This is a genomic window from Marinobacterium sp. xm-m-312 (genome assembly GCF_013283295.1).
Classification (GTDB): domain Bacteria; phylum Pseudomonadota; class Gammaproteobacteria; order Pseudomonadales; family Balneatricaceae; genus Marinobacterium_E.
This window is the reverse complement of sequence record NZ_WBYS01000003.1, coordinates 240304-266339: the sequence shown is the minus strand read 5'-3', so window position 1 is coordinate 266339 and position 26036 is coordinate 240304. Positions and strand designations below refer to the sequence as shown.

The 26036-nt window shown below is 47.8% G+C and carries 25 protein-coding genes and 1 other RNA gene; 13 read left to right on the top strand and 13 right to left on the bottom strand.

Translation table 11 applies throughout. From position 1 onward, the window contains the following. Positions 1-12: 12 nt before the first annotated feature. The 6 genes from gcvH to XMM312_RS05515 all read right to left on the bottom strand — a co-directional run bounded on the left by gcvH (position 13) and on the right by XMM312_RS05515 (position 6018). Positions 13-402, bottom strand: a complete 390-nt coding sequence (gene gcvH / locus XMM312_RS05540) for a glycine cleavage system protein GcvH (RefSeq protein ID WP_173481779.1) — start codon at positions 400-402, stop codon at positions 13-15. A gap of 19 nt (positions 403-421) precedes the next feature. Further along, positions 422-1525: a glycine cleavage system aminomethyltransferase GcvT gene (gcvT, locus tag XMM312_RS05535; protein ID WP_173488805.1), complete on the bottom strand. Its 1104-nt coding sequence runs from the start codon at positions 1523-1525 to the stop codon at positions 422-424. Between the two features lie 82 nt (positions 1526-1607). Next, a complete protein-coding gene (locus XMM312_RS05530; protein ID WP_254442857.1) occupies positions 1608-2900 on the bottom strand; it encodes a UbiH/UbiF/VisC/COQ6 family ubiquinone biosynthesis hydroxylase in 1293 nt (430 codons plus the stop codon). After that, positions 2893-4149, bottom strand: a complete 1257-nt coding sequence (gene ubiH, locus XMM312_RS05525) for a 2-octaprenyl-6-methoxyphenyl hydroxylase (RefSeq protein WP_371743470.1) — start codon at positions 4147-4149, stop codon at positions 2893-2895. The genes XMM312_RS05530 and ubiH overlap by 8 nt, the downstream gene beginning before the upstream one ends. Further along, on the bottom strand, positions 4142-5455 hold the full coding sequence (gene pepP, locus XMM312_RS05520; protein ID WP_173488804.1) for a Xaa-Pro aminopeptidase: 1314 nt from the start codon (positions 5453-5455) through the stop codon (positions 4142-4144). Before pepP ends, ubiH begins: the two co-directional genes overlap by 8 nt. Continuing rightward, positions 5455-6018 (bottom strand): UPF0149 family protein, encoded by a 564-nt coding sequence (locus XMM312_RS05515; RefSeq protein WP_173481775.1) that lies wholly within the window; start codon positions 6016-6018, stop codon positions 5455-5457. Before XMM312_RS05515 ends, pepP begins: the two co-directional genes overlap by 1 nt. 187 nt (positions 6019-6205) lie before the next feature. On the opposite strand from XMM312_RS05515, the gene XMM312_RS05510 reads away from it, so the two are divergent. The 4 genes from XMM312_RS05510 (at position 6206) to XMM312_RS05495 (ending at position 7522) form a co-directional block, all read left to right on the top strand. Beyond that, on the top strand, positions 6206-6415 hold the full coding sequence (locus XMM312_RS05510) for a TIGR02449 family protein (RefSeq protein WP_173482543.1): 210 nt from the start codon (positions 6206-6208) through the stop codon (positions 6413-6415). After that, the gene (locus XMM312_RS05505) at positions 6412-6693 is read left to right on the top strand and encodes a cell division protein ZapA (protein WP_173481773.1); all 282 of its coding nucleotides are present in this window, start codon (positions 6412-6414) and stop codon (positions 6691-6693) included. Before XMM312_RS05510 ends, XMM312_RS05505 begins: the two co-directional genes overlap by 4 nt. 51 nt (positions 6694-6744) lie before the next feature. After that, positions 6745-6923: non-coding RNA, 6S RNA (ssrS, locus tag XMM312_RS05500), on the top strand. 5 nt (positions 6924-6928) lie between these two features. Next, a complete protein-coding gene (locus XMM312_RS05495) occupies positions 6929-7522 on the top strand; it encodes a 5-formyltetrahydrofolate cyclo-ligase (protein WP_173481772.1) in 594 nt (197 codons plus the stop codon). A 197-nt stretch (positions 7523-7719) separates the two neighbouring features. On the opposite strand, the gene XMM312_RS05490 is transcribed toward XMM312_RS05495, so the two are convergent. Next, a complete protein-coding gene (locus tag XMM312_RS05490) occupies positions 7720-8637 on the bottom strand; it encodes an AEC family transporter (RefSeq protein ID WP_254442856.1) in 918 nt (305 codons plus the stop codon). 93 nt (positions 8638-8730) lie between these two features. Here XMM312_RS05490 and XMM312_RS05485 point away from each other — a divergent pair, with 93 nt between their 5' ends. Further along, positions 8731-9243: a glycine cleavage system protein R gene (locus tag XMM312_RS05485; protein WP_173488803.1), complete on the top strand. Its 513-nt coding sequence runs from the start codon at positions 8731-8733 to the stop codon at positions 9241-9243. 61 nt (positions 9244-9304) lie between these two features. Here XMM312_RS05485 and argH read toward each other — a convergent pair whose 3' ends face one another. Next, positions 9305-10702 (bottom strand): argininosuccinate lyase, encoded by a 1398-nt coding sequence (gene argH, locus XMM312_RS05480; RefSeq protein ID WP_173481769.1) that lies wholly within the window; start codon positions 10700-10702, stop codon positions 9305-9307. Positions 10703-10867: 165 nt separating this feature from the next. Between argH and hemC the strand changes: the two genes are divergently transcribed. The 6 genes from hemC to folD all read left to right on the top strand — a co-directional run bounded on the left by hemC (position 10868) and on the right by folD (position 16430). Continuing rightward, entirely contained in the window at positions 10868-11800 is a 933-nt protein-coding gene (gene hemC, locus XMM312_RS05475; RefSeq protein ID WP_173481768.1) for a hydroxymethylbilane synthase, read from the top strand. Next, positions 11784-12548, top strand: coding sequence for a uroporphyrinogen-III synthase (locus XMM312_RS05470; RefSeq protein WP_173481767.1), 765 nt, complete (start codon positions 11784-11786; stop codon positions 12546-12548). Before hemC ends, XMM312_RS05470 begins: the two co-directional genes overlap by 17 nt. A gap of 12 nt (positions 12549-12560) precedes the next feature. Then, entirely contained in the window at positions 12561-13760 is a 1200-nt protein-coding gene (locus tag XMM312_RS05465) for a uroporphyrinogen-III C-methyltransferase (protein WP_173481766.1), read from the top strand. Then, a complete protein-coding gene (locus XMM312_RS05460) occupies positions 13760-14989 on the top strand; it encodes a heme biosynthesis HemY N-terminal domain-containing protein (RefSeq protein ID WP_173488802.1) in 1230 nt (409 codons plus the stop codon). Before XMM312_RS05465 ends, XMM312_RS05460 begins: the two co-directional genes overlap by 1 nt. Positions 14990-14999: 10 nt before the next feature. After that, positions 15000-15500 carry a TIGR00645 family protein gene (locus XMM312_RS05455; RefSeq protein WP_173481764.1) on the top strand — a complete coding sequence of 167 codons (501 nt, stop codon included), beginning with the start codon at positions 15000-15002 and terminating at the stop codon, positions 15498-15500. A gap of 81 nt (positions 15501-15581) precedes the next feature. Then, the gene (gene folD, locus XMM312_RS05450) at positions 15582-16430 is read left to right on the top strand and encodes a bifunctional methylenetetrahydrofolate dehydrogenase/methenyltetrahydrofolate cyclohydrolase FolD (RefSeq protein ID WP_173488801.1); all 849 of its coding nucleotides are present in this window, start codon (positions 15582-15584) and stop codon (positions 16428-16430) included. A gap of 159 nt (positions 16431-16589) precedes the next feature. Here folD and XMM312_RS05445 read toward each other — a convergent pair whose 3' ends face one another. From XMM312_RS05445 to XMM312_RS05430, 4 genes are read right to left on the bottom strand one after another with little or no spacing between them, the layout of a single operon-like run. Next, complete coding sequence (locus XMM312_RS05445; RefSeq protein ID WP_217363883.1) at positions 16590-17798, bottom strand: NnrS family protein; 1209 nt, start codon at positions 17796-17798, stop codon at positions 16590-16592. A 10-nt stretch (positions 17799-17808) separates the two neighbouring features. Next, positions 17809-20895, bottom strand: a complete 3087-nt coding sequence (locus XMM312_RS05440; protein WP_173488800.1) for an efflux RND transporter permease subunit — start codon at positions 20893-20895, stop codon at positions 17809-17811. Next, entirely contained in the window at positions 20892-22196 is a 1305-nt protein-coding gene (locus XMM312_RS05435; RefSeq protein ID WP_173488799.1) for an efflux RND transporter periplasmic adaptor subunit, read from the bottom strand. The genes XMM312_RS05440 and XMM312_RS05435 overlap by 4 nt, the downstream gene beginning before the upstream one ends. Before the next feature lie 4 nt (positions 22197-22200). Beyond that, positions 22201-22683 (bottom strand): cytochrome b, encoded by a 483-nt coding sequence (locus XMM312_RS05430; RefSeq protein WP_173488798.1) that lies wholly within the window; start codon positions 22681-22683, stop codon positions 22201-22203. A gap of 76 nt (positions 22684-22759) precedes the next feature. Here XMM312_RS05430 and XMM312_RS05425 point away from each other — a divergent pair, with 76 nt between their 5' ends. Continuing rightward, positions 22760-23356 carry a TetR/AcrR family transcriptional regulator gene (locus XMM312_RS05425; RefSeq protein WP_173488797.1) on the top strand — a complete coding sequence of 199 codons (597 nt, stop codon included), beginning with the start codon at positions 22760-22762 and terminating at the stop codon, positions 23354-23356. Positions 23357-23424: 68 nt separating this feature from the next. Here XMM312_RS05425 and XMM312_RS05420 read toward each other — a convergent pair whose 3' ends face one another. Beyond that, positions 23425-23841 (bottom strand): MarR family winged helix-turn-helix transcriptional regulator, encoded by a 417-nt coding sequence (locus tag XMM312_RS05420; protein ID WP_254442855.1) that lies wholly within the window; start codon positions 23839-23841, stop codon positions 23425-23427. A 180-nt stretch (positions 23842-24021) separates the two neighbouring features. On the opposite strand from XMM312_RS05420, the gene XMM312_RS05415 reads away from it, so the two are divergent. Beyond that, on the top strand, positions 24022-25941 hold the full coding sequence (locus XMM312_RS05415) for an FAD-dependent monooxygenase (RefSeq protein ID WP_173481758.1): 1920 nt from the start codon (positions 24022-24024) through the stop codon (positions 25939-25941). The last annotated feature ends 95 nt before the right edge of the window (positions 25942-26036 follow it).

Here is a 26036-nt window from a genome sequence, read left to right as displayed (position 1 = left end):
AGTCAGATCAGATTACTCTTCTTCGCAAGCAGCTGAGTATTCGTCAGCGCTTAGAAGGTCATCCAATTCACTCTCATCAGTCAGTTTAAGTTTGAAGAACCAGCCATCACCATAAGGGTCGCTGTTAACCATCTCTGGTGCATCTTCAAGATCATCGTTAACCGCAACGACAACACCGCTAACCGGTGCATAGATATCAGATGCTGCTTTTACAGACTCAACCACACCTGCGTCATCACCAGCAGACACCTCTGCATCGATGTCAGGCAACTCAACAAATACCACATCGCCCAGTGCTTCTTGCGCGTGGTCTGTAACACCAATCGTTACAGTGCCATCACCCTCAACACGGATCCACTCGTGGCTGCTTACATACTTCAATTCGCCAGGAACGTTACTCATCTTTTATCACCTGATCTGATTATTCAAAAACTTTTTTGCCGTTGCGGACGAAAGGCGGACGGACGACTCGAACGTCGATCTCTTTTCCACGCATTTCAACTTTCGCAGCAGCACCAGTACCGGCAGGCACTCGAGCCAGAGCGACCGAGAAGCCTAAGGTTGGGGAGAATGTACCACTGGTAATTTCACCCTCACCAACACCGTCAACAATAACACGCTGATGCCCTCTTAAGACACCTCTTGTTTCAAGCACCAAGCCCACTAACTTATCGTAGCCGCCATTCGCTTTTTGCTGATCAAGAACCTCACGACCGACAAACTGTCGATCAGATGGTTCAAACGCCACCGACCATGCAATGCCGGACTCTAACGGAGTCACAGAATCGGTCATATCGCTGCCGTATAGATTCATACCCGCCTCCAGGCGAAGCGTATCACGCGCACCTAAGCCACAAGGTGCGACACCCGCTTCAGCCAGTGCAGACCAAAACTGAGCAACTTCATCATCAGGCACCATGATCTCAAGGCCATCTTCGCCGGTATAACCGGTGCGGGCAATAAACCACCCTTCCGACTCAAACCCTTGGAAGACCGATAGTTCGTTAATGGCCTGCTCACGCGATCCACCAAGAAGCGCAGCGACTTTTGCACGCGCCTCAGGACCCTGCACAGCGACCATGGCCAACTCAGGTTGCTCATTTAACGTCACATCAAAACCGATCGCTCGATCCGCCATCCAGGCCAAATCTTTCTCACGCGTCGCACAGTTAACCACCAAGCGGTACCACTCGTTAGAAGAGCTCTTATCAGTCATCAAGTAGATAATAAGATCATCGATAATGCCGCCCTGCTCATTGAGCATGGCTGTATAGAGCGCCTTACCTTTAACTTCTAAACGCGCGACATCATTAGCCATAAGATATTGAAGATACTTACGTGATTCCTGACCTGATACGTCAACAATGGTCATGTGCGACACATCGAACATACCTGCATCTTGGCGCACGATATTGTGCTCTTCTAGCTGAGAACCATAGTGCAATGGCATATCCCAACCGCCGAAATCGACAAGCTTACCGCCCATTGATGCGTGCAACTCATAGAGTGGAGTTTTGTGTCCCATTTACAGTCCTGTTATTCAATCAATAAACTCCGCTTCTCTGCGGAGTTTCAAAAAGGGACAAGAAGTTTACCCTAAAATGGGTTTAGTTCAATCTTTGATCAACGCTTGCCGACGCTGCTCGTCGCATCCGAGTCGGTAGATCGCCGGAAAGGCCCATCGCTTCTGACATAATGTGCTGCTTAATTGGCTCAACGCGATTGAAAAGACGCATACCAACACTGCGCGCCCATTCGATCGGAGCTGGTTGTGGAGCAAATAGACGCCTAAACCCTTCCATCACCGCGCTCATGCGCAGGTTACTCATCTGCCTTGAACGCTCATAACGCTTTAACACCTTCGCATCACCGATCGGCTCACGACGCATCTGTGCCTGAGCAATCACGTCGTTGAGCGCAGCGCTGTCCAAAAAACCTAAATTGACACCCTGCCCTGCAAGCGGGTGGATCGTGTGTGCAGCATCGCCGATCAGTACTCCTCCCTCAACAGCATAGTGCTTGGCGTGACGCTGTCTTAACGGAACCTTTTGAATACCAGTTGCCGACGCCACTCGGCCCAACACATCACGCGAACCAAAGCTGACGGCTGCACAAAAGGCATCCTGATCCATCTCTAATAGTTCTGCTGCATGTTTAGGCGAGGTCGACCAGACCAACGAGACATGATGAGCGCTTGCGGTCTTAAGAGGGAGCAGTGCAAGAGGGCCATCCTCTGTAAACCGCTGCCAACAGGTGTGTTGATGAGGCCGAGTCATCTCAAGCGTTGCCACAACGGCATGCTGACCATAGTCCCACTCATGAGTAGCCAGACCCAACTGCTTACGTGTATTTGAGTGGGCACCGTCAGCACCTACCACAAGCTGCGCAGATAAAAGATCACCATCTTCGAGCTCTATGAGTCGACTAGACTCTTGGAATCGCCCCAGTGTTTTAATACGTGAGGCGAAATTGAGCTTAAGATTTGCACGGTCAAGTGCCGCTTTTAATAGACCTAAAACAACCAGGCGATTCTCTACGATAAAGCCCAACTGCTTCTCGTGAATATCAAAACAGTCAAAATCGACCTCGCCACGCGTTTCACCGTCCCAGACATGCATTTTCTCATAGGGTTCTGCTCGCCAGCTAAGAATATGCGACCAAGCTCCCAAGGATTTCAGTAACTCGACTGAGGCCAGTGTGAGTGCACTCACACGAGAATCAAAAGCCCCCTGCATGAGTTGAGCAGCCTGATCATCAATGGTCGACAGATCCATACCAAACTGATCCAACACCTCAACCTTCAAACCAAGATCCGCCAGTTGAATCGCCGCTGCCAAGCCGGTCATACCTGCACCAGCAATGGCAACGTCCATTGAGCGAATAGCATTTTTATCAGTCATTGGACTTTAACCTCGCTGCCGGAGTATCCAAACCCATTGCAGCCCTCGCCAATAGAGTGCGTGCTGACGGAATCAGATCTAAGGTCTGAAGAGCCAAGCTTCGTCCCAAACGCAAAGCAGGGTTAGTAGAGCTGAAGATTTTCAATGCAGAGTCGCCAAACCCGATCGTACGACTTTGATCTTTTCGACGCCCGTCAATGAACTCTTCCAGCATGGCTAATGCACCCATATCTTGGTTAGCTTGCTTGGCCAGAATAATCCGTTCCGCCAACTCACAAACACCGCGTAATGCCAAGTTAAACCCCTGCCCTGCGATGGGGTGCAGAGCATGGGCGGCATTACCAAGAACCACCAAACCACGGCGAACCTGCTCATCAGCCAAGGTTAAATGCAGTGGGTAGGAGAATCGCTCACCCACTCCAATCAAGCGACCGGCACGATAGCCAAAGGCTTGTTGTAGATCGGTCAAAAACTGCTGGTCGATTTGCTCCATGCGGGTAATGACCTGATCGTCAGACAGCGTCCAAACCAACCCCATTCGATGGCGCCCTTCGTGATCCTCGATCGGAAGCAGTGCAATGGGGCCATTTTCGGTAAAACGTTCATAGGCGATGCCATCATGAGGGCGATCAATCTCTAGGTTGGCAATGAGTGCATGCTGATGATAAGGGGTCTGGCGATACTCAATACCCATACGCTGTCTAAGCTCAGAACGTCCACCATCCGCCATGACCACCAGTGGTGCTGTTAAGGTTATCGACTCACCATCTTGTTCAATCACTACATGACGCTGACCCTCCACCCACTCAACCGATTCAACGGTTGCCGGCGAATAGAGTTCGACCTGATCGCGCGCGGCCAGTACCGAGCTCATTAACACCTGACCTAACCAGTGGTTCTCGACAACATAGCCCAGTGCGTCGACGCGCTCCTGCTCAGCACTCATGGTCGTTTGACCCCAGCGTCCTCTGTCAGAAACATGGATCCGATCGATGGGAGTCAGGTGTTCATGGAGAAGCTCCCACACACCCATAGACTCAAAGGCGGTTCGGGATCCATAAGCCAATGCGGTAGAGCGTGCATCAAAGCTGGGCTGAAACTGAGGATTGGGCTTAGCCTGCATAGGGCTCTGCTCAACAAGAGCGATCTTAAGACCTAAGGATTTGGCAGAAGGTGTTAACGCAGCGACTAAACTGGCGCCCACCATGCCACCACCACAAATGATTAGATCAAACTGCGATTCATGCACGGCGCATCAATGCCTCTATCTCATCTATCTCTTTGGGTACTGCAGAGGTTAAAACTCGCGCACCCTCATCTGTTACCATAACATCATCTTCGATGCGAACACCGATGCCGCGCCAGCGTTCTTCGACGCTGTGATCATCGGGGGCGATGTAGAGACCCGGTTCAATGGTCGTGACAATGCCAGGAGAAAGCTCGCGCCACTCACCCTCTACACGGTAAGAGCCAACATCATGAACATCCATACCTAACCAGTGACCAATGCGGTGCATATAGAATCGACGATAAGCGCCCGATTCAATTAACTGATCCACCTCACCCGACAGCAAACCGAGCTCAACCAACCCTTTAGTCAATATTTCGACAGACAACTGATGCAGAGAGTCCCAATTACAACCCGGTTTGACCGCGTCAATGCAGGCTTTGTTGGCGTCTAAGACCAACTGATAGATGGCACGCTGCTCTTCGCTGAACTGGCCGTTAGCAGGGAAAGTCCGGGTAATGTCACTGGCATAGTTATCCAATTCACAACCTGCATCTATCAGAATGAGATCACCCTCATTAATGGGCTGATCGTTGTCGATGTAGTGAAGAATACAGGCATTTTTCCCTGCCGCCACAATAGGCGTGTAAGCTTGAAAACGAGCACCCTCAGCCATGCAGTGACTCTGAATAATCGCTTCCAGTTGGTACTCATTCATGCCAACCCGGCACTGCTGCATCGCTTTAACATGAGCCTCTGCAGAGATATCGGCCGCTCGCTGCATGATGGCGATCTCAGCATCGGATTTAAACAGACGCATCTCATGCAAAATAGAATCTGAATCACTCAAAGCCTTGGGAACTTCAGCGCCCGCTCGAACACGTTTAGCCAGATCCTGAATCCAACCTTTTACCCGGGAGTCCAATGCAGCATCGCGTGCTAACGGGTAGAACAGCTGATCAACGCCATCGATTAGGCTGGGAAGCTGTTGATCAATCTCTGAAAGATTGTATGCAGCATCCGCGCCAAAGGTCTCAATGCAACCCTCTGGACCTGCTCGGTAACCAGTCCAGATCTCCATTTCAGGATCACGTGGCTGACAGAACAGTACCACCGGCTGATCTGAACTTGGCTTAAGCAGCAACAAACCATCCGGTTCATTAAATCCCGTAAGGTAGTAGAAATCACTCGACTGCCTAAACGGAAACTCAGCGTCGGCGTTGCGGCTGACCAAAGAGGCCGCAGCGATAATCATGACCGAATTGTCAGGTAACTCAGAGAGCATTTTAGCTCGACGCTCTTTGTAGATTGAGAGATCAATTTTCATCAGTGCATTACCGGTTTATCAGACTCAGTAGACTCCGCTTTATTACATTCACTAAATAGCAGCATGGCAGCCATACGAACGTACTCTTCCACCTCCATCAGGAGATTCTCGTCCTCTTCGGCCTGGCCGTCCGCCTCAATTTGCGCAATTTGCACCAGATCTTTAAGACCATCTTGCGCATCATTAGAGAGATGTTGCCCTTGATCGCCAATCGCCATGCCAAAACCTGCTAGGAACCCAGTCACCCAAAGGCCTAACTGCTCTGCACGCTCAGCCAGAGGTTGCTCATCATCCGGTAGTAAAATGGCCAACTCAAAAGCGGATGATTCCAGCTGTTCTAAAATCTGGGTGTAGAGTGCCATCAACTTTTCGCTGCTGCTCTCAAGAGCGATACGAGTGATATCCATTTGAGTGACACAAAACGCCTCAAGACTCGCTTTATCAAAACGTTTAGCGGCGGTGAGCTGCCCAACGATCGCGCCATGTAACTCAGAGGGTGAAAAGGCGATAGCCCCCTCTTCAATCATTAAATTGGCTAGTTGATCAAAATCTGGCGCGCTCATCGACTCTCACTTATTACGGTAGAAATAAAGGTTCAGATGCTATTCAGAGGGCGTTTAAGACGACCGCTTTCAAGAGCATTTATTGGGGATGATCCTAGCACTTTGCGGCCTTTGGAGCTATGCAGAACATTGACCCAATGCAACTGCCTGCTAATATGGTCGGAATTCAAAACGTTCGAGGCAGTCAATGTCAGAAGTAAACCCATCAACGCTCGCCACCAAAGTTGATCAATTGATCGAGTTGGTACAAAAGTTGGATGAGCAGAATCGTCACTTACAGACACAGAACCTGAAGTTGAAAGAGGAGCGTGCTCAGCTACTCAAAATACATGAGGGCACCCGTAGTCGTGTTGAATCGATGCTAAATCGCCTTCGTGTTTTGGAGAAAAGCTCATGAGTAACACACTGACCGTTGCCCTTCTTGATAAAGAGTACACACTTAGCTGCCCAGCCGGCGCTGAGGCAGGCCTTATTGCTGCAGCAGAAAACTTGAACGAGAAAATGCGTGAGATCTCTAGCAGTGGCAAACTACTGGGCATGGAACGTATCGCAGTGATGGCGGCCCTCAACCTGAGTTATGACAATTTGAACTCATCAAAAGCCGAAGCGAGCTCAAACGATGAATCCAAGCAGTTGATCGATAAGATCGACGCGACGCTTGCAAAATTTTCATAGTTTTTCCGGTCTTAAACCCTTTAATAGCGGCTTCATAGGGTTATAATTAACTCAACCCTGGGATGTTCGACAGTTGTTCAAGTCCCTCGAGCCGATAATCATTTTCCCGGATGCGGGGAATAGGTATTGTGAGCATGTCCGCGTGCGGAAAGCCTAATATATCTATACTCGTATCCACTCTGAACCTTCGGGTTCAGGGCCAAGAACACCACCGGCATCCTGGGGTCTTTTCTCTATGCTCAGTATCGAAGATAGAAAAACCATTCGTCTTGAGAAACGTCGAGCACGTCGTGCGCTCTCCAGTAAACAGCAGAAGCGTGCTGCACTCTCATTAGTTCACCAACTAAGAAAAGCCCCCTACTTTCATCGCGCTAAACGCATTGCCGTTTACCTAGCTAACGATGGTGAAATCGATCTTCAACCGCTCATCAAGTTGTGTTGGAAACTTAAGAAATCGGTCTACCTGCCGGTACTGCATCCGGTTCGACACAATCGACTCTGGTTTACTCAATATCAACCCAACACCTCAATGAACCAAAATCGCTACAAGATTTGGGAGCCAAAATTAAAGCGCTCACACTCTCCTGCCTGGGCAGTGGATCTAGTACTGATGCCGCTGGTTGCATTTGATCAACAGGGTGGACGCATGGGCATGGGGGGCGGTTACTACGATCGAACCTTCGAATTCACACAGAAAAAAGGGTTCATGCACGGCCCTAAACTCATTGGCGTGGCACACGACCTGCAAAAGGTTGAGCAACTACCGATACAACCTTGGGATGTTCCTATGCACGGCATTGCGACTGAAAAGAGACGCTATATTGCTTAAAGAGTGAGTTTAGATCGATTGGATCAACCCGGTCACTGCAACTCCGGTTACTAAGGTAACCGTGAGTAGCAGCAATAGGTCTGGAGATTGTTTCATTTTCATATTTTGAACTGAAACTAGGAGGCTTATTAAGTAAGACCTCAGCATCAGAAAAAAGTTCAAAATAAGTTCAAAAAAATTTCAAAATTAATATCATTTCACAAAATCAGGCCCGGCAAGGATAGCGCCACCGGCAATGTCAGCATCGATAACAGGGTCTGTGCAGAGAGAATATTTGCAACTAAGGGTGCATCTCCATTCAGCTGTTTCGCCAGAATATAGGCCGCTGAAGCCGTCGGGACCGACGCAAACACCATAAAAATCAGCAGTGACACTGATGAGAGTTGAAGCATCGCACCAACTGCCAATGCCAATAGCGGCATAACGATTAATCGAGCAGCAACGCCCATCATCAGTGGCAAACCTGAAGATCGCATCGCCTTTAAATTGATTCCCGCACCCACCGCCAACAGACCCAGCGGTAAGGCAACCTGAGCCAACAGCTCCAACACCGGTGTGACGAGAGAAGGTATTCCCAACTTAGAGAGGTTCAACGCCAAGCCCAGCAGACAGGCGAGAATCAGGGGATTACTCAGTATCTGCTTCAACACAGTGAAAACAGAGGGGCGTTTATCGCTGTAGAGGGCAAAGACCAACACGCAGAGTAGATTGAGTAGAGGAATCATGACAGAGGCGATGATCGCCGCAATCACTAACCCCTTACCGGGAATCAGGCTCGCCGCAATAGCCAGTGTGATGTAGGTGTTAAAACGCAGTCCGCCTTGGTAAACCGAAGTAAATGAAGCCGCACTGAATTTGAAAAGCCTCTGCAACGCGAGTAAGAACAGCGAGCCTAGCGCTAGAAGTAGTAGCACCGCTTCAATCAACACCAGAGATTCACTGCCATTAAAGTCAGCCGCGGCCAGCCGTGTCACTAACAGGGCTGGGAAGCAGAGGTAGTAGATGATCTTCTCTGCGCCGTTCCAAAAGTTGTGATCCACGAACTGGACTCGATTGATCAACACACCTAACAACAGAAGTGCGAAGACAGGCCAAAGGGCCGCAAAAATATCCATCAGTTATGCACTCTTGCCAAACAAAGTGCTAGTCTTTGAGACAAATCTAGTAACGATCATGCTTTAGAGCATCCTATCTGTGGAGCGACGACAATGAAATCTTTAGTGCTCAGCTTTATTGCTGATGATAAACCAGGATTGGTAAACCTTATCTCTGCAGCCATCTCAGAGCACCAAGGCAACTGGTCTGAATCCAGTCTATCGCAACTGGCGGGTAAATTCGCGGGCGTTGTAGTGGTTGATGTACCTACCGCAAACTTAGATGGTTTAACTCGCGCATTAGACGACCTAAAAGAGCAAGGCATTCGCGTCTCTTGTGAAGTCAGCAACAGTCAAGAGAGTGATACCGAGTATGAAACCGTGACGCTTGATCTGGTTGGACATGACAAACAGGGTATCGTTCGTGATATCTCCAATACCTTGTCCCTACTGGGCGTTAACGTCGCCAGTTTAGAAACCGAATTGACACCCGGCTCAATGTCATCTGAGCTTTTGTTTAAAGCCAAAGGTGAACTGCAAGTACCGAAAAGCGTTGATTTAGACAGCGTACAAGCAGCACTTGAAGAGATCGCATCCGATCTGATGGTCGACATCACCTTCGCATAACGATCCCCTAAAACAAAAAAACTGCCCGTAGGCAGTTTTTTTTGCTTAGGATAGCCGAATATTACTCAGCGCGTTGCGCCAACTCGTTTCGACCCGCCGCAACCGCCAATCGAACTTGGTTAGGTGCCGTACCGCCAATATGGTCACGAGCGGCCACCGAGCCCTCGAGGGTTAGCACTTCGAAGACATCTTCATGAATCTGATCTGAGAACTGACGTAGCTCTTCAAGAGTCATATCGGATAGATCTTTGCCTGTTTTAATACCATAAGCCACCGACAGCCCAACGATTTCATGGGCATCACGAAAGGCAACACCTGCACGCACTAGGTAGTCAGCCAAGTCCGTTGCGGTAGAGAAACCACGGCGAGCCGCTTCGCGCATCTCTTCAGGACGAGCCTCAATCGCAGGCACCATATCACCAAACGCGCGCAGACAGCCTTGAACCGTATCGACAGCATCAAACAAAGGCTCTTTATCCTCTTGGTTGTCTTTGTTGTACGCCAGCGGTTGTGACTTCATCAACGTCAGCAACGACATCAGATGTCCGTAAACACGGCCCGATTTACCACGTACCAGCTCAGGCACGTCTGGGTTCTTCTTCTGTGGCATGATTGAAGAGCCGGTGCAGAAGCGATCTGGAAGATTGATAAAGTTGAACTGTGCAGAGGTCCAAAGCACCAACTCTTCTGACATACGAGTCATGTGCATCAGCAACACGCTTGAAGCAGCACAGAATTCAATCGCGAAATCACGATCTGACACAGCATCTAATGAGTTGCGAGCTGGCATCGTAAAATCTAGAAGCTCTGCAGTGTAGTGACGATCGATTGGGTAGGTCGTACCGGCCAAAGCCGCGGCACCGAGTGGCATCACATTGACACGCTTACGACAATCCGCAAAACGCTCGTAATCACGACAAAGCATCTCGTACCAGGCCAACAGGTGGTGACCAAAGGTAACAGGTTGTGCCGTTTGCAGGTGAGTGAAGCCAGGCATGATTGTGTCAGCATTGCGCTCAGCCAGATCCAAAAGACCCGCTTGCAGACGCGTGATTTCAGACAGTATCTGGTCAATCTCATCACGCATGTAGAGGCGGATATCGGTCGCTACTTGGTCGTTACGCGAACGTCCGGTATGCAGCTTTTTACCGGTAATGCCAATCTTCTTAGTCAGTGCCGCTTCAATGTTCATGTGCACATCTTCCAGTGCAACAGACCATTCGAACTCACCACGTTCAATCTCAATGCGAATCTCACCCAGACCTTTAATGATTGCATCGCGCTCATCTTCAGTCAGAACACCCACTTTGGTCAGCATGCGTGCATGCGCAATAGAGCCCTGAATGTCTTGGCGATAGAGACGCTGATCAAAATCAACAGAGGCTGTGAATCGAGCCACAAACGCATCGGTTGCCTCACTAAAACGACCACCCCACTGCTGGTTCGTTTGATCACTCATCTCATTTACCTCTCTTGAAACTGTCTCGGTGGATGACACCGCATAAAATAGTGGCGCGATTATAGCACTCTCAGCCGATCTAATAACCCGTCCGGACGCTCAATTTAGTAGAGACATCTGATACACTTAGAAAATTCGAAAAAAAGATCTCTATTTGGAAGTTTCATGTCACGCACACTCCGCATTGCGACTCGCCAAAGCTTACTCGCTTTATGGCAAGCAGAATTCGTAAAAGCCCGTCTTGAAGAGCTACATTCCGATCTTAACGTTGAGCTAGTTACTATGGTGACCCGCGGCGATAAGATTTTGGATACCCCTCTCGCTAAAATCGGTGGTAAAGGCCTGTTTGTTAAAGAGTTAGAAGTCTCCATGCTGGAAGGGCGTGCCGATATCGCCGTGCATTCTATGAAAGATGTGCCGATGGAGTTTCCAGAAGGTCTAGGATTGTCTGTCATCTGTGAGCGCGAAACACCCACCGATGCGTTTGTCAGCAACACTTACAACCATTTTGATGAACTGCCGCAGGGGGCTGTGGTGGGTACCTCATCGCTTCGTCGCGAGGTGCAACTGCGTGAACGCCGTCCTGATTTAGAGATCAAAACCTTGCGTGGCAATGTTCAAACCCGCCTTGGAAAACTCGATGCCGGTGAATATGACGCCATTATCCTAGCATCAGCCGGACTGATTCGCCTTGAGCTGAAAGATCGCATTAAACATCAAATCGACTCTACCGAGAGTCTTCCCGCCGGTGGCCAAGGCGCAGTCGGCATCGAGTGTCGAATGGATGATCTAGAGACTCAGGCTCTGTTAGCACCACTGAACCACGACGAAACGGCTGCTCGTGTTATTGCCGAACGCGCCATGAACAAACGCCTTGAGGGCGGCTGTCAGGTTCCAATCGGTTGCTATGCCGAACTGGAAGGCGATCAACTCTGGTTACGCGGCCTAGTCGGTCGCCCTGATGGCACACTGGTATTGCGCGATGAGATTCGCGGTCACAAAGAGAGTGCCGAAGCCTTGGGAATTGAGTTAGCTGAAAAGCTCCTTGCAGCAGGTGCCGGTGAGATTCTAGAGCAGGTGTATGCCGAGCGCGGCTAAACCCAGCGTACTAACCACGCGCCCGGCAGCCATGCAGGGCGCGCTAACGTCTGCCCTGAAAGAGAGAGGCTTTACGCCTATTCCACTGCCGCTTCTAGAGATCATTCCTGAAGATCTAGAGAACCCATCCACCCCTGGTCTGCAAAGCAAACTACTGGATCTCGACCTCTATCAACACGTCATCGTTGTCAGCCGAAATGCGGCCAGAATTGCCATTGACCTACTCGATCAACTCTGGCCTCAACTGCCTATTGGGGTGCAGTGGCACGCCATCGGCAAAGGGACGTCTGATGAACTGGCCAGTTATGAGATTCATGCCGCCACTAATGAAGGACTCGATTCAGAAGCCCTGTTAACACTGCCTGCATTTGCCCAACCTTTAGGAGAACGAATCCTAATATTCAAAGGCGTAGGCGGTAGAACACTCCTAGAAGAGACCTTAGCCGAGCGTGGTGCAAAGGTCGAAACGATCAGTCTCTATCAACGTCAAATGCCTGAATACAGTGACGCTGAACTTTCAGAATGTTTTAAACAGGCACCAGGCGCTATACTCATTAGTAGTGGCGAAGCGTTAGAGCATTTAGCGAAGCTTGCCGATGAGTGGGGCATGTTTGCCGATACACCCATTTTTGTTCCCAGTCAGCGTGTTGCCGATCTGGGAAATACCTTAGGTTTTACCGATATCACAGTCGCAGACGGTGCTGATGACAGTGCCATGATCGCGGCCTTAGAGCAGCGATTTCAATAAAGGAATAGAGCGATGAGTCACTCCGATAAAGAGAATCAAATCGATCAAGTAGAAGATGCCGAGATTCTCGAAGCTGAAGTTGTAGAGTCAAAGGTAGAAGAGACGGCCAGCGATCAGGCTGAAGATAGCTCCGAATTGAAAGAGACCTCTGATGTAAAAGAGACTGGCCCAGCCAAAAAAAGCGCGTCAGCAATCCTAGCTACGATCATCAGTCTGGTTGCTCTTGGGGCGGTGGGTGCTGGCGGTTACCTGGCCCAGCAAAAACTCACCCAACTCGAAGAGCGCTTTAATCAGCGCAGTGCCGCTCAACAGCTGGAAGCCACTGCAGCGGTCAATGATGCCAATGCAGCAGTTGCCGAGCTGACTGAGAGCTTCCAACAGATCCAAGCGGAAAAAGTGGCACAAACGGCCGAAATCGCCACTCTACAAGAACGCCTAAGTGATGCCATCAAACAGGTCGAAGCCGGTCGTGAACGATCAGAGAGTGACTGGCGCCTAGCTGAGGCTGAGTATCTATTACGCTTAGCGAACCAACGCATCTTGATGGAGAACCGCGCCGAAGGTGCACTGGCCCTCTTGCGCAGTACCGACACCATTCTTAAAGAGCTGGATGATGTCAGCCTATACCCACTGCGCCAAAGCCTTGCCAGTGATATCTCGAAACTCGAATCAGTACCCAATTTGGACATAGAAGGTACCTACCTTCGAGTTGCAGCACTGATTGAGCGTAGTAAAGACTTACCCACACTCACCTTAGAGCAACAACGCCAACTGCCTGAGCTGATCGACAACGTCATTTCTGAGCAGGTAGATGCAGAGACACAGCAGAACATCACCAATGGTTTTGCCAAAGCGATCAGCAAACTTGAGTCGCTGATCGTTATTCAACGACACGATCAGCCGGTAGAGCCGATCCTATCACCGGATCAAGGTCACTACCTTCGCCAAAATATCCAGATGTTGTTAGAACAGGCGCAACTGGCGCTATTACGTCAACAGCAGTCTGTATTCACAACCAGCTTGTCACGCGCGCAGTCTCTGTTGATGCAGTACTTTGATAAGGATAACTACACAACCAGTGTTCTAATCCAATCCCTAGCGGAACTAACAACCCTGAATGTGTCGCCAACGATTCCGGACATCTCGGGATCATTGAAGGCTCTGCAGCAGCATCAAAAAGAGATAGCTAACCTGCGCAGGGAGGCAGAGTAATGAGACGCTTTTTAATCCTACTCTCACTCCTACTATTAGTAGGTGCTTGGGTCGGGCAGGCCATGATGAAAGACAGTGGATATGTCTTGATTGCCTACCAACAGGTCTCCATTGAGACCAGTCTGTGGGTGCTTCTGATCGCGGTGGTTCTGCTGTTCACATTGACCCACTGGCTATTCAATCTATTCTCGAATTGGCGCTCACCTGCCGAGAAGCTCCGCCGCTGGAGCGAAGCGCGCGGTGATAGAAAAGCCGGCACAAAATCCAATCAAGCGCTGGAAGCGGAACTGGATGGTGACCTATGGAAAGCTCGCCGCCTGTTTATCCAAGCTGCAGAACTCAGTCGAACTCCTGCCCTATTCTATTTAGAAGCGGCTCGATGCGCGGCAGAGCAAGGGGATGAAAAAGAGGCGCACCGCATTCTTATCAAAGCGGCTAAAGAGTCACCTGAGTCAGAGTTACGCCTTCAACTCGAGCAGGTACGTTTTGACGTTAAATCAGGTCACCATGAGAGGGCTGGCGAACTGCTCAGCAGACTTGCAAAAGAGCGCTCAAACTCAACCGCTGTAGATCGTGAAAAAGCGGCGTTGCTGAGTGCGAAACGCGATTGGAACGCGCTACTGCCAATGCTACCGAGCCTGCAAAAGCGCAAGGTTTTAAACAGCAGCAACATACAAACTTTAAGACGCACAGCCGCTCTCTCTAAATTGAACAATCTAGAAGAGACGTCTCGTACTGCGCTAGATCAGTGTTGGGAAGATCTGAGTTACGAAGCACAACAAGATCCAGAAGTTCGCCGCGCTTACATTGGCCAGCTAACCGCCCTAAACGAAACAGCAGATGCCTGCTCGCAGATCATTAAGTGGTTAGCTAAACACTGGGATAACGATCTAGCGGTTCGCTTCAGCGAACTGCCCTGTGATGATCCAGATTCCATGATCAAAACGGCTAAAGGCTGGTTAAAACAGCAGCCTGACAATGCGGCGGTAGAACTGGTTCTGGCACGTCTATCTCGTCGCGCTCAGTTATGGGGAGCCGCGTTAACGCACTACAGAAAATCACTCGAACTCAACCATCAGGCACAGACGTTGATCGAACTAACCGAGCTCTACCTACAGCTGGGTGAACAGCGCGAAGCGGCTCAACTGTTGAGTTCCAAGAACGCACCGCTTCAACTGCCAACTCCGTCGGAAGCGGATCGCACGACACGACACCATTTAACTCATTAAGGATTGCACCGTGGCTGAACGTTTTATTGAGCGCTTGATGTATTCAACTCGCTGGATTTTAGCGCCCATTTACTTAGGACTTAGCTTAGCCCTGGTCGCATTGGCCATTAAGTTTTTCCAAGAAGTGATACACGTCCTGACCGATGTGACGGTTCTACCAGAGGCTGATCTCATTTTGATCATTCTCTCTCTTATTGATATCGCGTTAGTCTCGGGATTGATCGTCATGGTCATGTTTACAAGCTATGAAAACTTTGTCTCGCGCCTCGATATTCGTGAATCGACAGAAAAGCTCGAATGGCTTGGCACACTCGATACCAACTCTCTGAAGAACAAAGTCGCCGCCTCCATTGTTGCCATCTCTTCAATCCACTTACTTAAGGTCTTTATGAATGCGAGCAACATCGATAACGATAAACTGCTCTGGTACGTCGTCATTCATCTAACCTTTGTTATCTCAGCAGTGGCAATGGGCATGCTTGATAAGATCACCCGCAAAAGCCCTAAATGAGAGAGCTGATCGAGCAAAATTCGATCAGTAGTGATAGAATCCGCACAATTCAATTTGCTAGACCCCAACCACAGGAAAACCATGACCACACTGATTCTTGATGGCAGCGCCGTTGCTAAAAAAACCGAAGCTGAACTCGCTACACGCGTTGAAAACCTTAAAGCGAAAAGCGGCGGTCAAACGCCTGCATTAGCCACTATTTTGGTAGGCGCTGACCCAGCGTCAGCAACCTACGTGCGCATGAAGCAGAATGCCTGCAAACGTATCGGCATGGAATCAATCACGGTTGAGATGGGTGCAGAGACCACCACCGAAGAGCTGTTAGAGAAAATCCAAGAGCTGAACAGTAATCCAAACTGTCACGGCATCCTGCTTCAGCACCCAGTTCCAGAACAGATTGATGAGCGTGCCTGTTTCGATGCCATCGCTCTAGAAAAAGACGTAGACGGTGTCACCTGTCTTGGCTTCGGTCGCATGGCGATGCAGGAAGAGGCCTACGGCTCCGCAACTCCACAAGGCATTATGCGTCTTCTAGACGCTTATGACATTCCGCTTTCAGGTAAGAACGCTGTCGTAGTTGGTCGCAGCCCTATTCTAGGCAAGCCGATGGGCATGATGCTGTTAAACGCTGATGCGACTGTGACCATCTGTCACTCACGCACCCAAGGACTAGCCGACATTATCAAACAGGCTGATATCGTCGTGGGTGCGGTTGGCCGCCCAGAATTCATTAAAGCAGAGTGGATCAAAGATGGCGCCATCGTTGTCGATGCTGGCTACCACCCAGGCGGTGTGGGTGATATCGAACTTGCACCACTAGAGAGTCGTGTTGCTGCTTTGACTCCAGTACCTGGTGGCGTTGGCCCTATGACCATCAACACACTGATCTTCCAGTGTGTCGCAGCAGGTGAGAAGAAGATCTCCAGCTAGAGCTTAACGCCAACTCATAGCATTTATTAACCAACGAAAACAAGGAGAGCAATAGCTCTCCTTTTTGTTACTTATCGGCACAACGCAGACGGCTACTCACGACCCATTTGAGACACTCAAGTTAAATTTACACTCCAGGTTTCAAAGGTCATTTCAGCATTATCGTGACATGTTTTCAGTGAATAAGATTTTGGTATAGGCAAACACAAAAATCAAAAAGCCTATACTCCAAAGTAGAGCTGATGACGCTATAACTATTGAATATTCCATGCCGAGTAATGACCCTGTGACGCGGTCAATCGCAGCAAAACTAAGGGCTAATAAGGAACAAGTAACCCAAACATTAGCCTTAATAAGTCGTCCAGTATGCCCTAATGAAACTCTCGATATCATCGATAAGATCATAAGTCCCATCCCGCCAACCGTGATCGAATGAAAACCAAATGAAACACTTGGTATCAAATTCATTTTCGCCAAGGCGAGTAGAATAAAACCTAGACTCATAGCTAAGTAACTAAGATGTAAGGACCATACTAGTGGGACCTGCAACGTCACCCATAGCCTCCATCGCAAAGCCCTAAATAGATTTGAAATCCCTGCCACGAATAGAACAGCAATGCTAAGAGTGATCGGTACAAAGTTTTGAGCCAAAGTTGTAATAAACACAATCACAATGCTTAGAATCGAAAGTTGCTCTAACCACCCAATCGAGTTAACCCGAGGTGTCTTTGTTCCGTTGGCTGTGAACATGGGAAAGACTCGCCCCCCCATTATGCTCATTACTAGCGCTGCAAGGATGACCATGGCGTGCGAAATAGTGGTGATATCAACGATAGACTCACTCGACAATGAAAAATGAAAGACAGCATTCATCATCGCCATCACAAGTAGGATAGGTACAAAAAAGAGATTCCTCCACATCTTGGCTTGCAGTATCGGGCGCGCTAAAAAGCCAGCACAGGCAGGCAAGAAGAGAAGATCTATAACGATTGTGTAATCACGAAAAAAGGCGGGTTGAAAGGCAAGTGTTATACGACCTAGAAGCCATGTCAGTACAAGAGCAGCTAACCACCATCCTTCAATGCATTTTCGCTTTGTCCAGGTTTGCACAGCAGTTAGGAGAAACCCAACCATGATTGCTGGAAAAAATCCGAATAGCATTTCATGAAGGTGCCACGCATAGGCACCGCCATAGAAATCAAACTTAATCAAACCGAGAAAACTAAGAGCCCATGCGGGTATGCTTAATGCACCAAACGCAGCACCAAGCAAGAAGAATGGCCTGAATGCTGCGTTTAAAAAAGCAGGGTGGAGCTTCTTTGTGTTTTGTTCGTCAGTTATAGACCCGTCAATTTGTATTAGCGCCACAAATACTCTCTTAGTTTGTCGATGACTTAGATTTCAGCTCATTAACAATTGCATACAGTGAAGGCACAACAATCATGACCAATACTGTAGATGCTAGCAAACCGAACACAACAGAGATCACCAATGGTTTAAGGGTTTGCGCTTGAGTCGATGTTTCCGTGAGTAATGGAGCCATTCCCATTATGGTCGTTGAAACTGAAACAAAAATAGGACGAAATCTAGAGCGAACGGCTTCGCTGGCGGCTTCTATTACTGACTTGGTATCAGATGCTCTCTCTTTGATGACACCGATTAACAATATTGCATTGTTTACAACGATACCCGAGAGTGAAGCTGCACCGACAAGGGATGGCATAGATATGTTGTAACCCATTAAATAGTGTCCCCATACAACACCAAGAAAAGCCATTGGGATAGTTAAAAGCACTATAAAGGGTTCAACATAGCTCCTAAATTGGAATGAAAGAATCAGATATACACCCACGATTCCGATCAAGAAGCCACGAAGAATAGAGGCGACAGTTTCAGCCGAATTCGCTGCTTGCCCTGCTATTTCAAACGTAATACCCGAGTATTCTGATTGAATATTAGGTAACAGGTTTTTCTTTATGTCTGCAGTAATGGCATCAGCATTGGCTATACGGCCATCCACATCCGCTTGAATTGTTACAGATCTTGCCCCATTTCGTTGAGTAACTGAACTCCACTCTCTAGTTTCATAAAGCTGGACAACATTAGGTAAGAGAACTGTTGATCCATCACTCAGTTGTAGCTCAAAAGCCAACAGATCGTTGATGTCTTGTGTGCTGTTATCTGCAAACTTCACTTCAATCGCGTATTGGAGTTCACCAACGCGAATATCATCAAGGGTTTCGCCAAGAAACGCTCCTCGCAACTGATTAGCAATAGCTAATGGCGTTAATCCTAATGCTTGTCCGTCAGAGGTTATCTGCATACCAAGTTGAGGCTTGCCAACATTTAAATCATGTTTGGCGTTTAATACACCTTGGTACTTTTCTACTTCACTTAATAGATCTTGCGAAGCCCTAGAAAGCAAATCTAAATCCTCATGGAATAATCTTAGCTCAACAGCTATGCCCTGTGGACCGATACCTGGCTCTGTAAGAATTAAAGATGTGATTCCTGGTAATACACCAATTTCACGCTTCCATATTTCTATGAGTTCATCGAGCGTTGTATCTCGGATCTCTGCAGATAAGAGATCCGCTGAAACCGTTGCCACATGACTTCCGCTCTCTCCGACAGATAGATTTTTTCCGAATCGAGTTATCACACGTTTAACAAGATCCTGCTGTTGCGGCTGTTTAGACTTTAGCTCGACATTCACACGCTCAAGGGCGTCTTCCACCTGGCGGACAGCTTCTTCTGTTCTAGCAAGCGATACACCCATGGGTAGCAAAATTCGTGCTTCAATTACATCACCATCAATTTCAGGCATTGCTTCACGCTTCACTACGCCAGAACCTAAGGCTCCAATAGTAATGATCAACAATCCAACGGCGACTCCAACAACTAACCATCGATGATCAATAGCCCAGTCTGCTAATCTGCCAACGCCGCGCTCTTTAAATGCATTAAAGATCTCCTCGAAGCGAACTTTGAATTTGTTGGGTGAAAAATTAGATTGAGTTAGGCTATGTTTAAGATGGTGAGGAAGTATGAAAAATGCTTCTACTAAGCTTGCTGTTAGTGCAGCCAAAAGAACGACTGGAAGCACCTCAAGAACAGCGCCAAGCTCACCCGCCAAAAAGGATAACGGCAAAAATACAGATACGGTTGTAAGGAATGAAGAAACCACACCTGGAGCTACCGCGACAACGCCCTGAACTACTGAATTCAAAGTGACGTTGCCGTGTGAGTGCACAGCTATGGAGTCGGATAATACAATGGAATCGTCCATGACAATCCCTATGGCCATAAGCAACGCAACTACGGTGATCATATTTAAACTTTCACCTGTCAATGACATCCATGCAAAGGCGCCTAGAAACGCTACAGGCAATCCCATTGCTGCCCATGCTGCATAAGCAGGTCTGAAGAATAGGCTCATTACAAGTACAACCAGTACAAGACCAACGACACCGTTTTGAACAAGCATTGTTAAACGATCACGTATTATTGAAGTTACATCTTGAACGACTTCAAGGTGAATCGAACCAATTCCTCTGCTTTGCTCGGCTTTCACCGCATTTGTTAAGTCGTCGAGAGATCTTAATGCGTCAGCATCTAGGGGTTTGTGTACTTCAAGTAGAATGACAGGAACACCATCTAAAAAAGCTGCATTACTCGATGGCTCATATTTTTCATCTACCCTAGCGATATCACTCAGATTGATCACGGCACCATTGGTTAACGTGACAATAGGCAGATTTAATAGTGCATTCTTAGATAGCGCTTCGGTGTCAAATCTGATGTTGTACTCACCGCTTTCTCCTTCAAGCGTACCAGCTGGAAGATTGATGCTTTGTTGCTTAAGTGCATTAGCAATAGAGGAAGTTGTTAAACCGTACTCTTTTAAAACACGAGGATCAGCCTGTATTGACCAGGTTCTTTCCCCAACACCAGAACGAATAACTTTCGCTACAGTATCTAGTGAAGCTAATTGGTCTTGTAGATACTTTGAGTAGTGATCAAGTTGTTCCAGTGGTAGCTCACCAGATACAGCGACAGAGGCCACTAAATCTGTGCGATGAAGTTCACGAATAACAGGAGCTTCAGCTAATGTTGGAAATGAATCTATTGCCGAGATTTCAGTTTTCAGATTGCTAACAAACCTAACAGCATCTCCACTTGGCTGCATTGTCGCTACAGCGTGAGCCAGATTGTTTTGTGCAGTACAGACAAATTCACTCAGTGATTCAACTGATTGAACGGCATCCCATAGGGGCTCACATATTTTCTTTTCAACATCTGAAGGTGTTGCGCCACGATAAACGACAGATACCTCTGCCTCGACAGGGCGAAAGTCTGGAAATGTCTCTCGTAGAAGTGTCGGTGCTGAAAACGATCCAACGGCTATAAACACTAAAAGAAGTAAGTTGGCTGCAGTGGGATGGGATGTAAACCATCGAATCATTTCGCTACCTCAATCCCAGTAAACTTTTGTCCTGGTATCGCAGTTATCAGAGAGTCGAGTATCAATTTGTCACCCGAATTGAGCCCGCTCATAATTTTCACTTGGTTCTCTTGCATGAGACCAAGCTGGACTTCTCGAAACTCAATTTCATTCTCTTCATTTAGCAATAGAACTTGATCTTGGTGGATCGCAGATAATGGAATCGTAATTACACTTGAGGGCTGAATCGTTCTAAATACCAACTCAATGGGTTGATTTGGTAACAGCGGGAAGTTCTGAGCTGCTGAATGGCTCGAATATGGATCATCTACCCTTACTACGATTTGAAGTGTTCTTGCTCGGTTATCTAACTCAGAGCGAACAGATATCACCTCTGCCTTCCAAGATTCGCTTATGCTTCCAACTGTTCGCACTTCAGCAGAAACCAGTTTGTTTAATGTATCTGTTACAAATTCATTATTAAGTGTGGAAGGTGGCGTATTTATACCGATTAAATCTCTGAACTTTTCAATGTTTACTTGTGCAGTAACATCGGCTGATTTAATGCCTATCCCTTCAATTAAAGGCTGTCCAACATTAACAGCTTGATAGTCTTCAACAAGTAGTTTAGAGATCCTAAGTGGGTAAGGCGCAATAATATCTGTTCGAGCTAAATCTCTATGTGCACGGTCTAGTGAGATACTTAACGCCTGCTTTTGAGCTAACAGCTTCTGCTTCTTAGGTTCTACAAGTAACAAGCCATTTTTAATATCTGTAACTATCTTCTCCGAAGTCAGAGTGGCCCTTTGGACATCATCCAATTGCTTACGTGTTGCGGATCCGCTGGCATATAGTTTTTGGATTCGATCTAGATCTGCTTTTGCATAGGTAAGCTGTCGCTGTTCTAAATCTAAGATCCGCTGAGTGTTTTCTGACTCGGCATTCAGAAGTGAAAGCTCATACTCAATTCCAGACAACTCTGCACTAATTTGAGAAATAGCAAGCTCATAGTCCAAAGGATCTATCTTGAGAATGACATCACCAGCGTCAACCCAAAGCCCTTCAACGATTGAGTCATTTGATCGGTAAATTTCCCCTTTAACCTGTGCAACAGCCGACCATTTGTCGCTTGCCTCAATTGTTCCCGAAATCGACATCTCTGAGAATGCTTCCTCGGGCTGAACAACTAGGTATTTAACCGCTTTGAGTTCTATTAACGATGCACTCTTTTCTGGTGGTTTGACACCGTTGAGTAGTAATGCAGTTCCAGCAATTCCCACAACAATAGGAATTCCAAACTTTAAGTAACGAGTCCACTGCATCTTGTTACTTCCTTGCAAGAAACATTCGATTCAATAAACCATCTTTCATTATGAAATGATGGTAAAGGGCAGCTAAAACATGCCCAAGAACTGTTATTAAAAGTAATACTTTGAAAAGGTTATGTGCATTGGCCGCAGCGTCAATATTGAAGAACCATGCCACTCCGCCGCTAAGTACCATCATGAGTAAAATTGCATAGAGAAGCTTATGCGCTATGTTCGATAATCTGTTGCCCAGTAAGTCTTTTGTTTCATGGGTGTTTATTGACCTCAAACGCAATCGTATGAGTACAATCACTGCTATAAAAATACCGCCAGCTACGTGTGATAGCACCAGCGGATCAAATGAAACAGACTTGCCTGATTGGATGAATTCCCAAGCGTTTACAATAGAGTCATGAAGCACGTATTGAGCTATAACTAGGGCTACTGTAATCCAATGGAGTACGATTTGAGTTTTGCTATACCAGCGTAATTGATTGGACATTGTTTGGGTCCTTTAACTATTAATTAGATAGTTCTAATGTTATGTTAGTATTTAATTACTTACAAGAGAAAACGTTTTGCTAAAAAAAATGTCCGCAACAAAGCGCAAAGATGAACTTATCAATGCGCTTCTAGAGTTGGCTTATGAAATCGGTCCAGACCGCCTTACTACCAGTGATATCGCAGCGCGAATTGGAGTCACGCAGGGAACGGTTTTCCGCCATTTCAAAAATAAAGATGAGTTGTGGGTAGCAGCAATTCGCAAAGTTACTGATGGTCTGAAGAGCGCATGGACTGAAAACTTACTCCTGTCCAAAGAGGTGGATGCTAAACAGCGAGTTGCTCGATTAGTCCGTTGCCAGCTTGAACTTATTCAGAATACACCCGCATTGCCCTTGATCCTCTTTTCACGTGAGTTAAACACTGAGAATGAAGAGCTGCGAACGATTATCAGAGAAACACTGTTTGTGTTTGATAGCCATCTCACATCCTTGATTGAAGAGGCACTCATTGGTCGTGACCAATCGGAAATTACAGTGCCTGATATAGCCAAATATTTAACATCGTTAATACAGGGGCAGGCGGTACGATGGGGATTGAGTGATAAAAGCTTCGATTTAGTAACTAGTGGCAATCAATTATCCCTCAAATTGATTGATGTCTTACTGAGCTAGCCCATCAAATGTGAGCGGCGGCTATGTGCCGTTATCGGACCCTCATTAATAGGCTCGAACCGTCAATACTAAGAGACAACCTTTTGCGCCAACTTAATAAAAAGCTCCCGTTCATCGTCGCTTAAATTGGCTACCACTTGATCCTGTAACGCCTTAACCACCGGGGTGATCTCCTCCAGAGCCTTACGCCCTTCTTTGGTTAGCGTCACCAATTTAGCGCGTCGATCTTTGGGGTTTGATTTACGCTCTACCCAACCACGTTTTTCGAGTCGATCAATCACGCCTCCAATCGTCGCTTTGTCGTAGTGAATCGACTGCGCGATCTGTGACTGCTCCATCTCGCCATGCAACTCTATTGCCTGCATTGAGGCAAATTGCACCGACGTGACATCGGCACCGATACGCTTCATCTCATCTTGAAACACCTGATTCGACTGCTGACTTAAGCGACGTATCAGGTGACCAGGCATCTCGTAGTAGGACAACTCGTTCTCCAACACTTTTTACTGTTTGTTCCATCCTATTTGAAAAGAACTAGTTTGTATACTTACTAGTTTACAACCACATAAAACTTTGGTTACACTATGAGCACAAATAGTAAGCATACTTACTAACAAGGTTCTCTGAGCCGCACTAAGAGACAGAAGATAATAAGGAGTCTAGTGATGCAATATTACGAAGATGGTTTCCGTGGTGGTAACCCAGATCGCAAAAATGCTGCACCTAACCGTCGCGAATTCGCGCCTAATGCCATTCTTCCTGAAAAAGTCGATGTACTGATTGCAGGTACAGGCCCTGCAGGCCTCTGTCTGGCGGCTCAGCTCTCTCAGTTCCCCGAGATCAGCACGATGATCGTTGAACCAAGCCCAATGAATATCCAAAAAGGTAAAGCCGATGGTATCAACACGCGTACCATGGAGATGTTCCAAGCCTTTGGTTTTGCCGATGCCGTTAAGCGTGAAGCTTACTGGGTAAACCAGACCAACTTCTGGATGCCAGACCCAGAAAATCCAAAGAATATCCAACGCATTGGCCGTGTACAGGATGTTGCTGATGACTCATCTGAAATGCCTCACATCATTGTTAACCAGTCACGCATCCACCAGTGGTTCCTTGAGGTGATGGATAACTCACCGACGCGTATGCAACCAGATTACAACTGGTCGGTAGAGACGTTGGAAGTAAACCCATCTCTTGATGAATACCCAGTGACAGTGACTCTGGTGAACACCGGTGTAAACAAAGGCCAGAAGAAGATTGTTCGCGCTAACTACGTGGTCGGCTGTGACGGTGCACGATCTAACGTTCGTACCGCCATTGGTGGCGAGCTGCACGGCGATGCTGCTCACCAGGCTTGGGGTGTAATGGACATCCTAGCTAACACAGATTTCCCTGATGTTCGCCAGAAATGTTTGATCACCTCTGCCACTGAGGGCAACGTACTGATCCTTCCTCGTGAAGGTGGTTACATGTTCCGTATGTACGTGGAGCTGGATAAACTAAAAGAAGATGAGCGCGTTGCCAACCGCAAGTTCACATCGGATGACACGATCGCAGCGGCTAACCGCATCATGCACCCATACAGCATCGATGTGAAAGAGGTTGTTTGGTGGTCTGTTTACGAGATTGGTCACCGCATGACGGACCGTTTCGATGATGTGACTGATGAAGAGCGTGCAACTCGCAACCCTCGCGTATTCACTGCGGGCGATGCCTGTCACACGCACAGCCCAAAAGCGGGTCAGGGTATGAACGTATCAATGCAAGATACCTTCAACCTAGGCTGGAAGTTAGTCCACGTACTGACTGGTCAATCAGACGCATCTCTACTACACACTTACTCTAAAGAGCGTTGGACAGAAGCGAAACGTCTTGTTGAGACCGACCACGAGTGGGCGCGCATCATGTCGGCACCTCCTGGTACGTCTGAACTGGATAAAGGCGATGAGCCTCGTTTCGTTCGTGCCTTCAAAGAGAATCTGGAGTTCACCGGCGGTCTGGCCGTTAAATATGATGAATCAATTCTAACCGGTGCACAAACTTACCAAGCACTAGCAACAGGAGAAGAGATTGGACGTCGTTTCCACTCAGCGCCGGTTCTACGCCTATCAGATGCTAAGCACATGCAACTTGGTCACGCAGCTCAGGCCGATGCTCGTTGGAGAATCTACGCATTTGCAGGCAAAAACGACACCAGCTCAAGCTCTGCCATTCATACGCTAGCGGACTGGTTAGAGAACGACAGCAACTCACCGGTTGTTAAGTACACCAAGTCAGGTGCTGACATCGATTCAGTCATTGATGTTCGCGCTGTATTCCAGCAGACATTCTACGACTTGGATTACGATAAAATGCCTTCTCTACTGATTCCTAAGAAGGGCAAGCTGGGTATCCAGGATCATGAGAAAGTCTTCTGTGTTGATCATAAAGGTAATGGCGACATCTTCGATATGCGCGGTATCGATCGTGAGCAAGGCTGTATGATCGTCGTTCGTCCAGACCAGTACATCGCACACGTACTGCCACTATCGGCAACCGACGAATTGGCCGACTTCTTCTCCAACATCTTTGTTGAGCAGAACTAAGTTCAGATCCAAGGATCAAAGGCACCTCAGGGTGCCTTTTTTATTGCGCACATCAACGGTTTCGCGAAGTGAATTCCGCTGTTTTTCCGCTTGAG

Coding starts and splice junctions, on each gene's coding strand:
- XMM312_RS05430 (WP_173488798.1), bottom strand. CDS start 22,683: ATGTCCAATCAATTACGCTGGTATAGCAAAACTCAAATCGTACTCCAT.
- XMM312_RS05515 (WP_173481775.1), bottom strand. CDS start 6,018: ATGAGCGCGCCAGATTTTGATCAACTAGCCAATTTAATGATTGAAGAG.
- XMM312_RS05510 (WP_173482543.1), top strand. CDS start 6,206: ATGTCAGAAGTAAACCCATCAACGCTCGCCACCAAAGTTGATCAATTG.
- XMM312_RS05460 (WP_173488802.1), top strand. CDS start 13,760: ATGAGACGCTTTTTAATCCTACTCTCACTCCTACTATTAGTAGGTGCT.
- XMM312_RS05495 (WP_173481772.1), top strand. CDS start 6,929: ATGCTCAGTATCGAAGATAGAAAAACCATTCGTCTTGAGAAACGTCGA.
- XMM312_RS05470 (WP_173481767.1), top strand. CDS start 11,784: ATGCCGAGCGCGGCTAAACCCAGCGTACTAACCACGCGCCCGGCAGCC.
- XMM312_RS05490 (WP_254442856.1), bottom strand. CDS start 8,637: ATGGATATTTTTGCGGCCCTTTGGCCTGTCTTCGCACTTCTGTTGTTA.
- gcvT (WP_173488805.1), bottom strand. CDS start 1,525: ATGGGACACAAAACTCCACTCTATGAGTTGCACGCATCAATGGGCGGT.
- gcvH (WP_173481779.1), bottom strand. CDS start 402: ATGAGTAACGTTCCTGGCGAATTGAAGTATGTAAGCAGCCACGAGTGG.
- XMM312_RS05435 (WP_173488799.1), bottom strand. CDS start 22,196: ATGCAGTGGACTCGTTACTTAAAGTTTGGAATTCCTATTGTTGTGGGA.
- XMM312_RS05415 (WP_173481758.1), top strand. CDS start 24,022: ATGCAATATTACGAAGATGGTTTCCGTGGTGGTAACCCAGATCGCAAA.
- folD (WP_173488801.1), top strand. CDS start 15,582: ATGACCACACTGATTCTTGATGGCAGCGCCGTTGCTAAAAAAACCGAA.
- argH (WP_173481769.1), bottom strand. CDS start 10,702: ATGAGTGATCAAACGAACCAGCAGTGGGGTGGTCGTTTTAGTGAGGCA.
- hemC (WP_173481768.1), top strand. CDS start 10,868: ATGTCACGCACACTCCGCATTGCGACTCGCCAAAGCTTACTCGCTTTA.
- XMM312_RS05530 (WP_254442857.1), bottom strand. CDS start 2,900: ATGACTGATAAAAATGCTATTCGCTCAATGGACGTTGCCATTGCTGGT.
- XMM312_RS05485 (WP_173488803.1), top strand. CDS start 8,731: ATGAAATCTTTAGTGCTCAGCTTTATTGCTGATGATAAACCAGGATTG.
- pepP (WP_173488804.1), bottom strand. CDS start 5,455: ATGAAAATTGATCTCTCAATCTACAAAGAGCGTCGAGCTAAAATGCTC.
- XMM312_RS05440 (WP_173488800.1), bottom strand. CDS start 20,895: ATGATTCGATGGTTTACATCCCATCCCACTGCAGCCAACTTACTTCTT.
- XMM312_RS05505 (WP_173481773.1), top strand. CDS start 6,412: ATGAGTAACACACTGACCGTTGCCCTTCTTGATAAAGAGTACACACTT.
- XMM312_RS05465 (WP_173481766.1), top strand. CDS start 12,561: ATGAGTCACTCCGATAAAGAGAATCAAATCGATCAAGTAGAAGATGCC.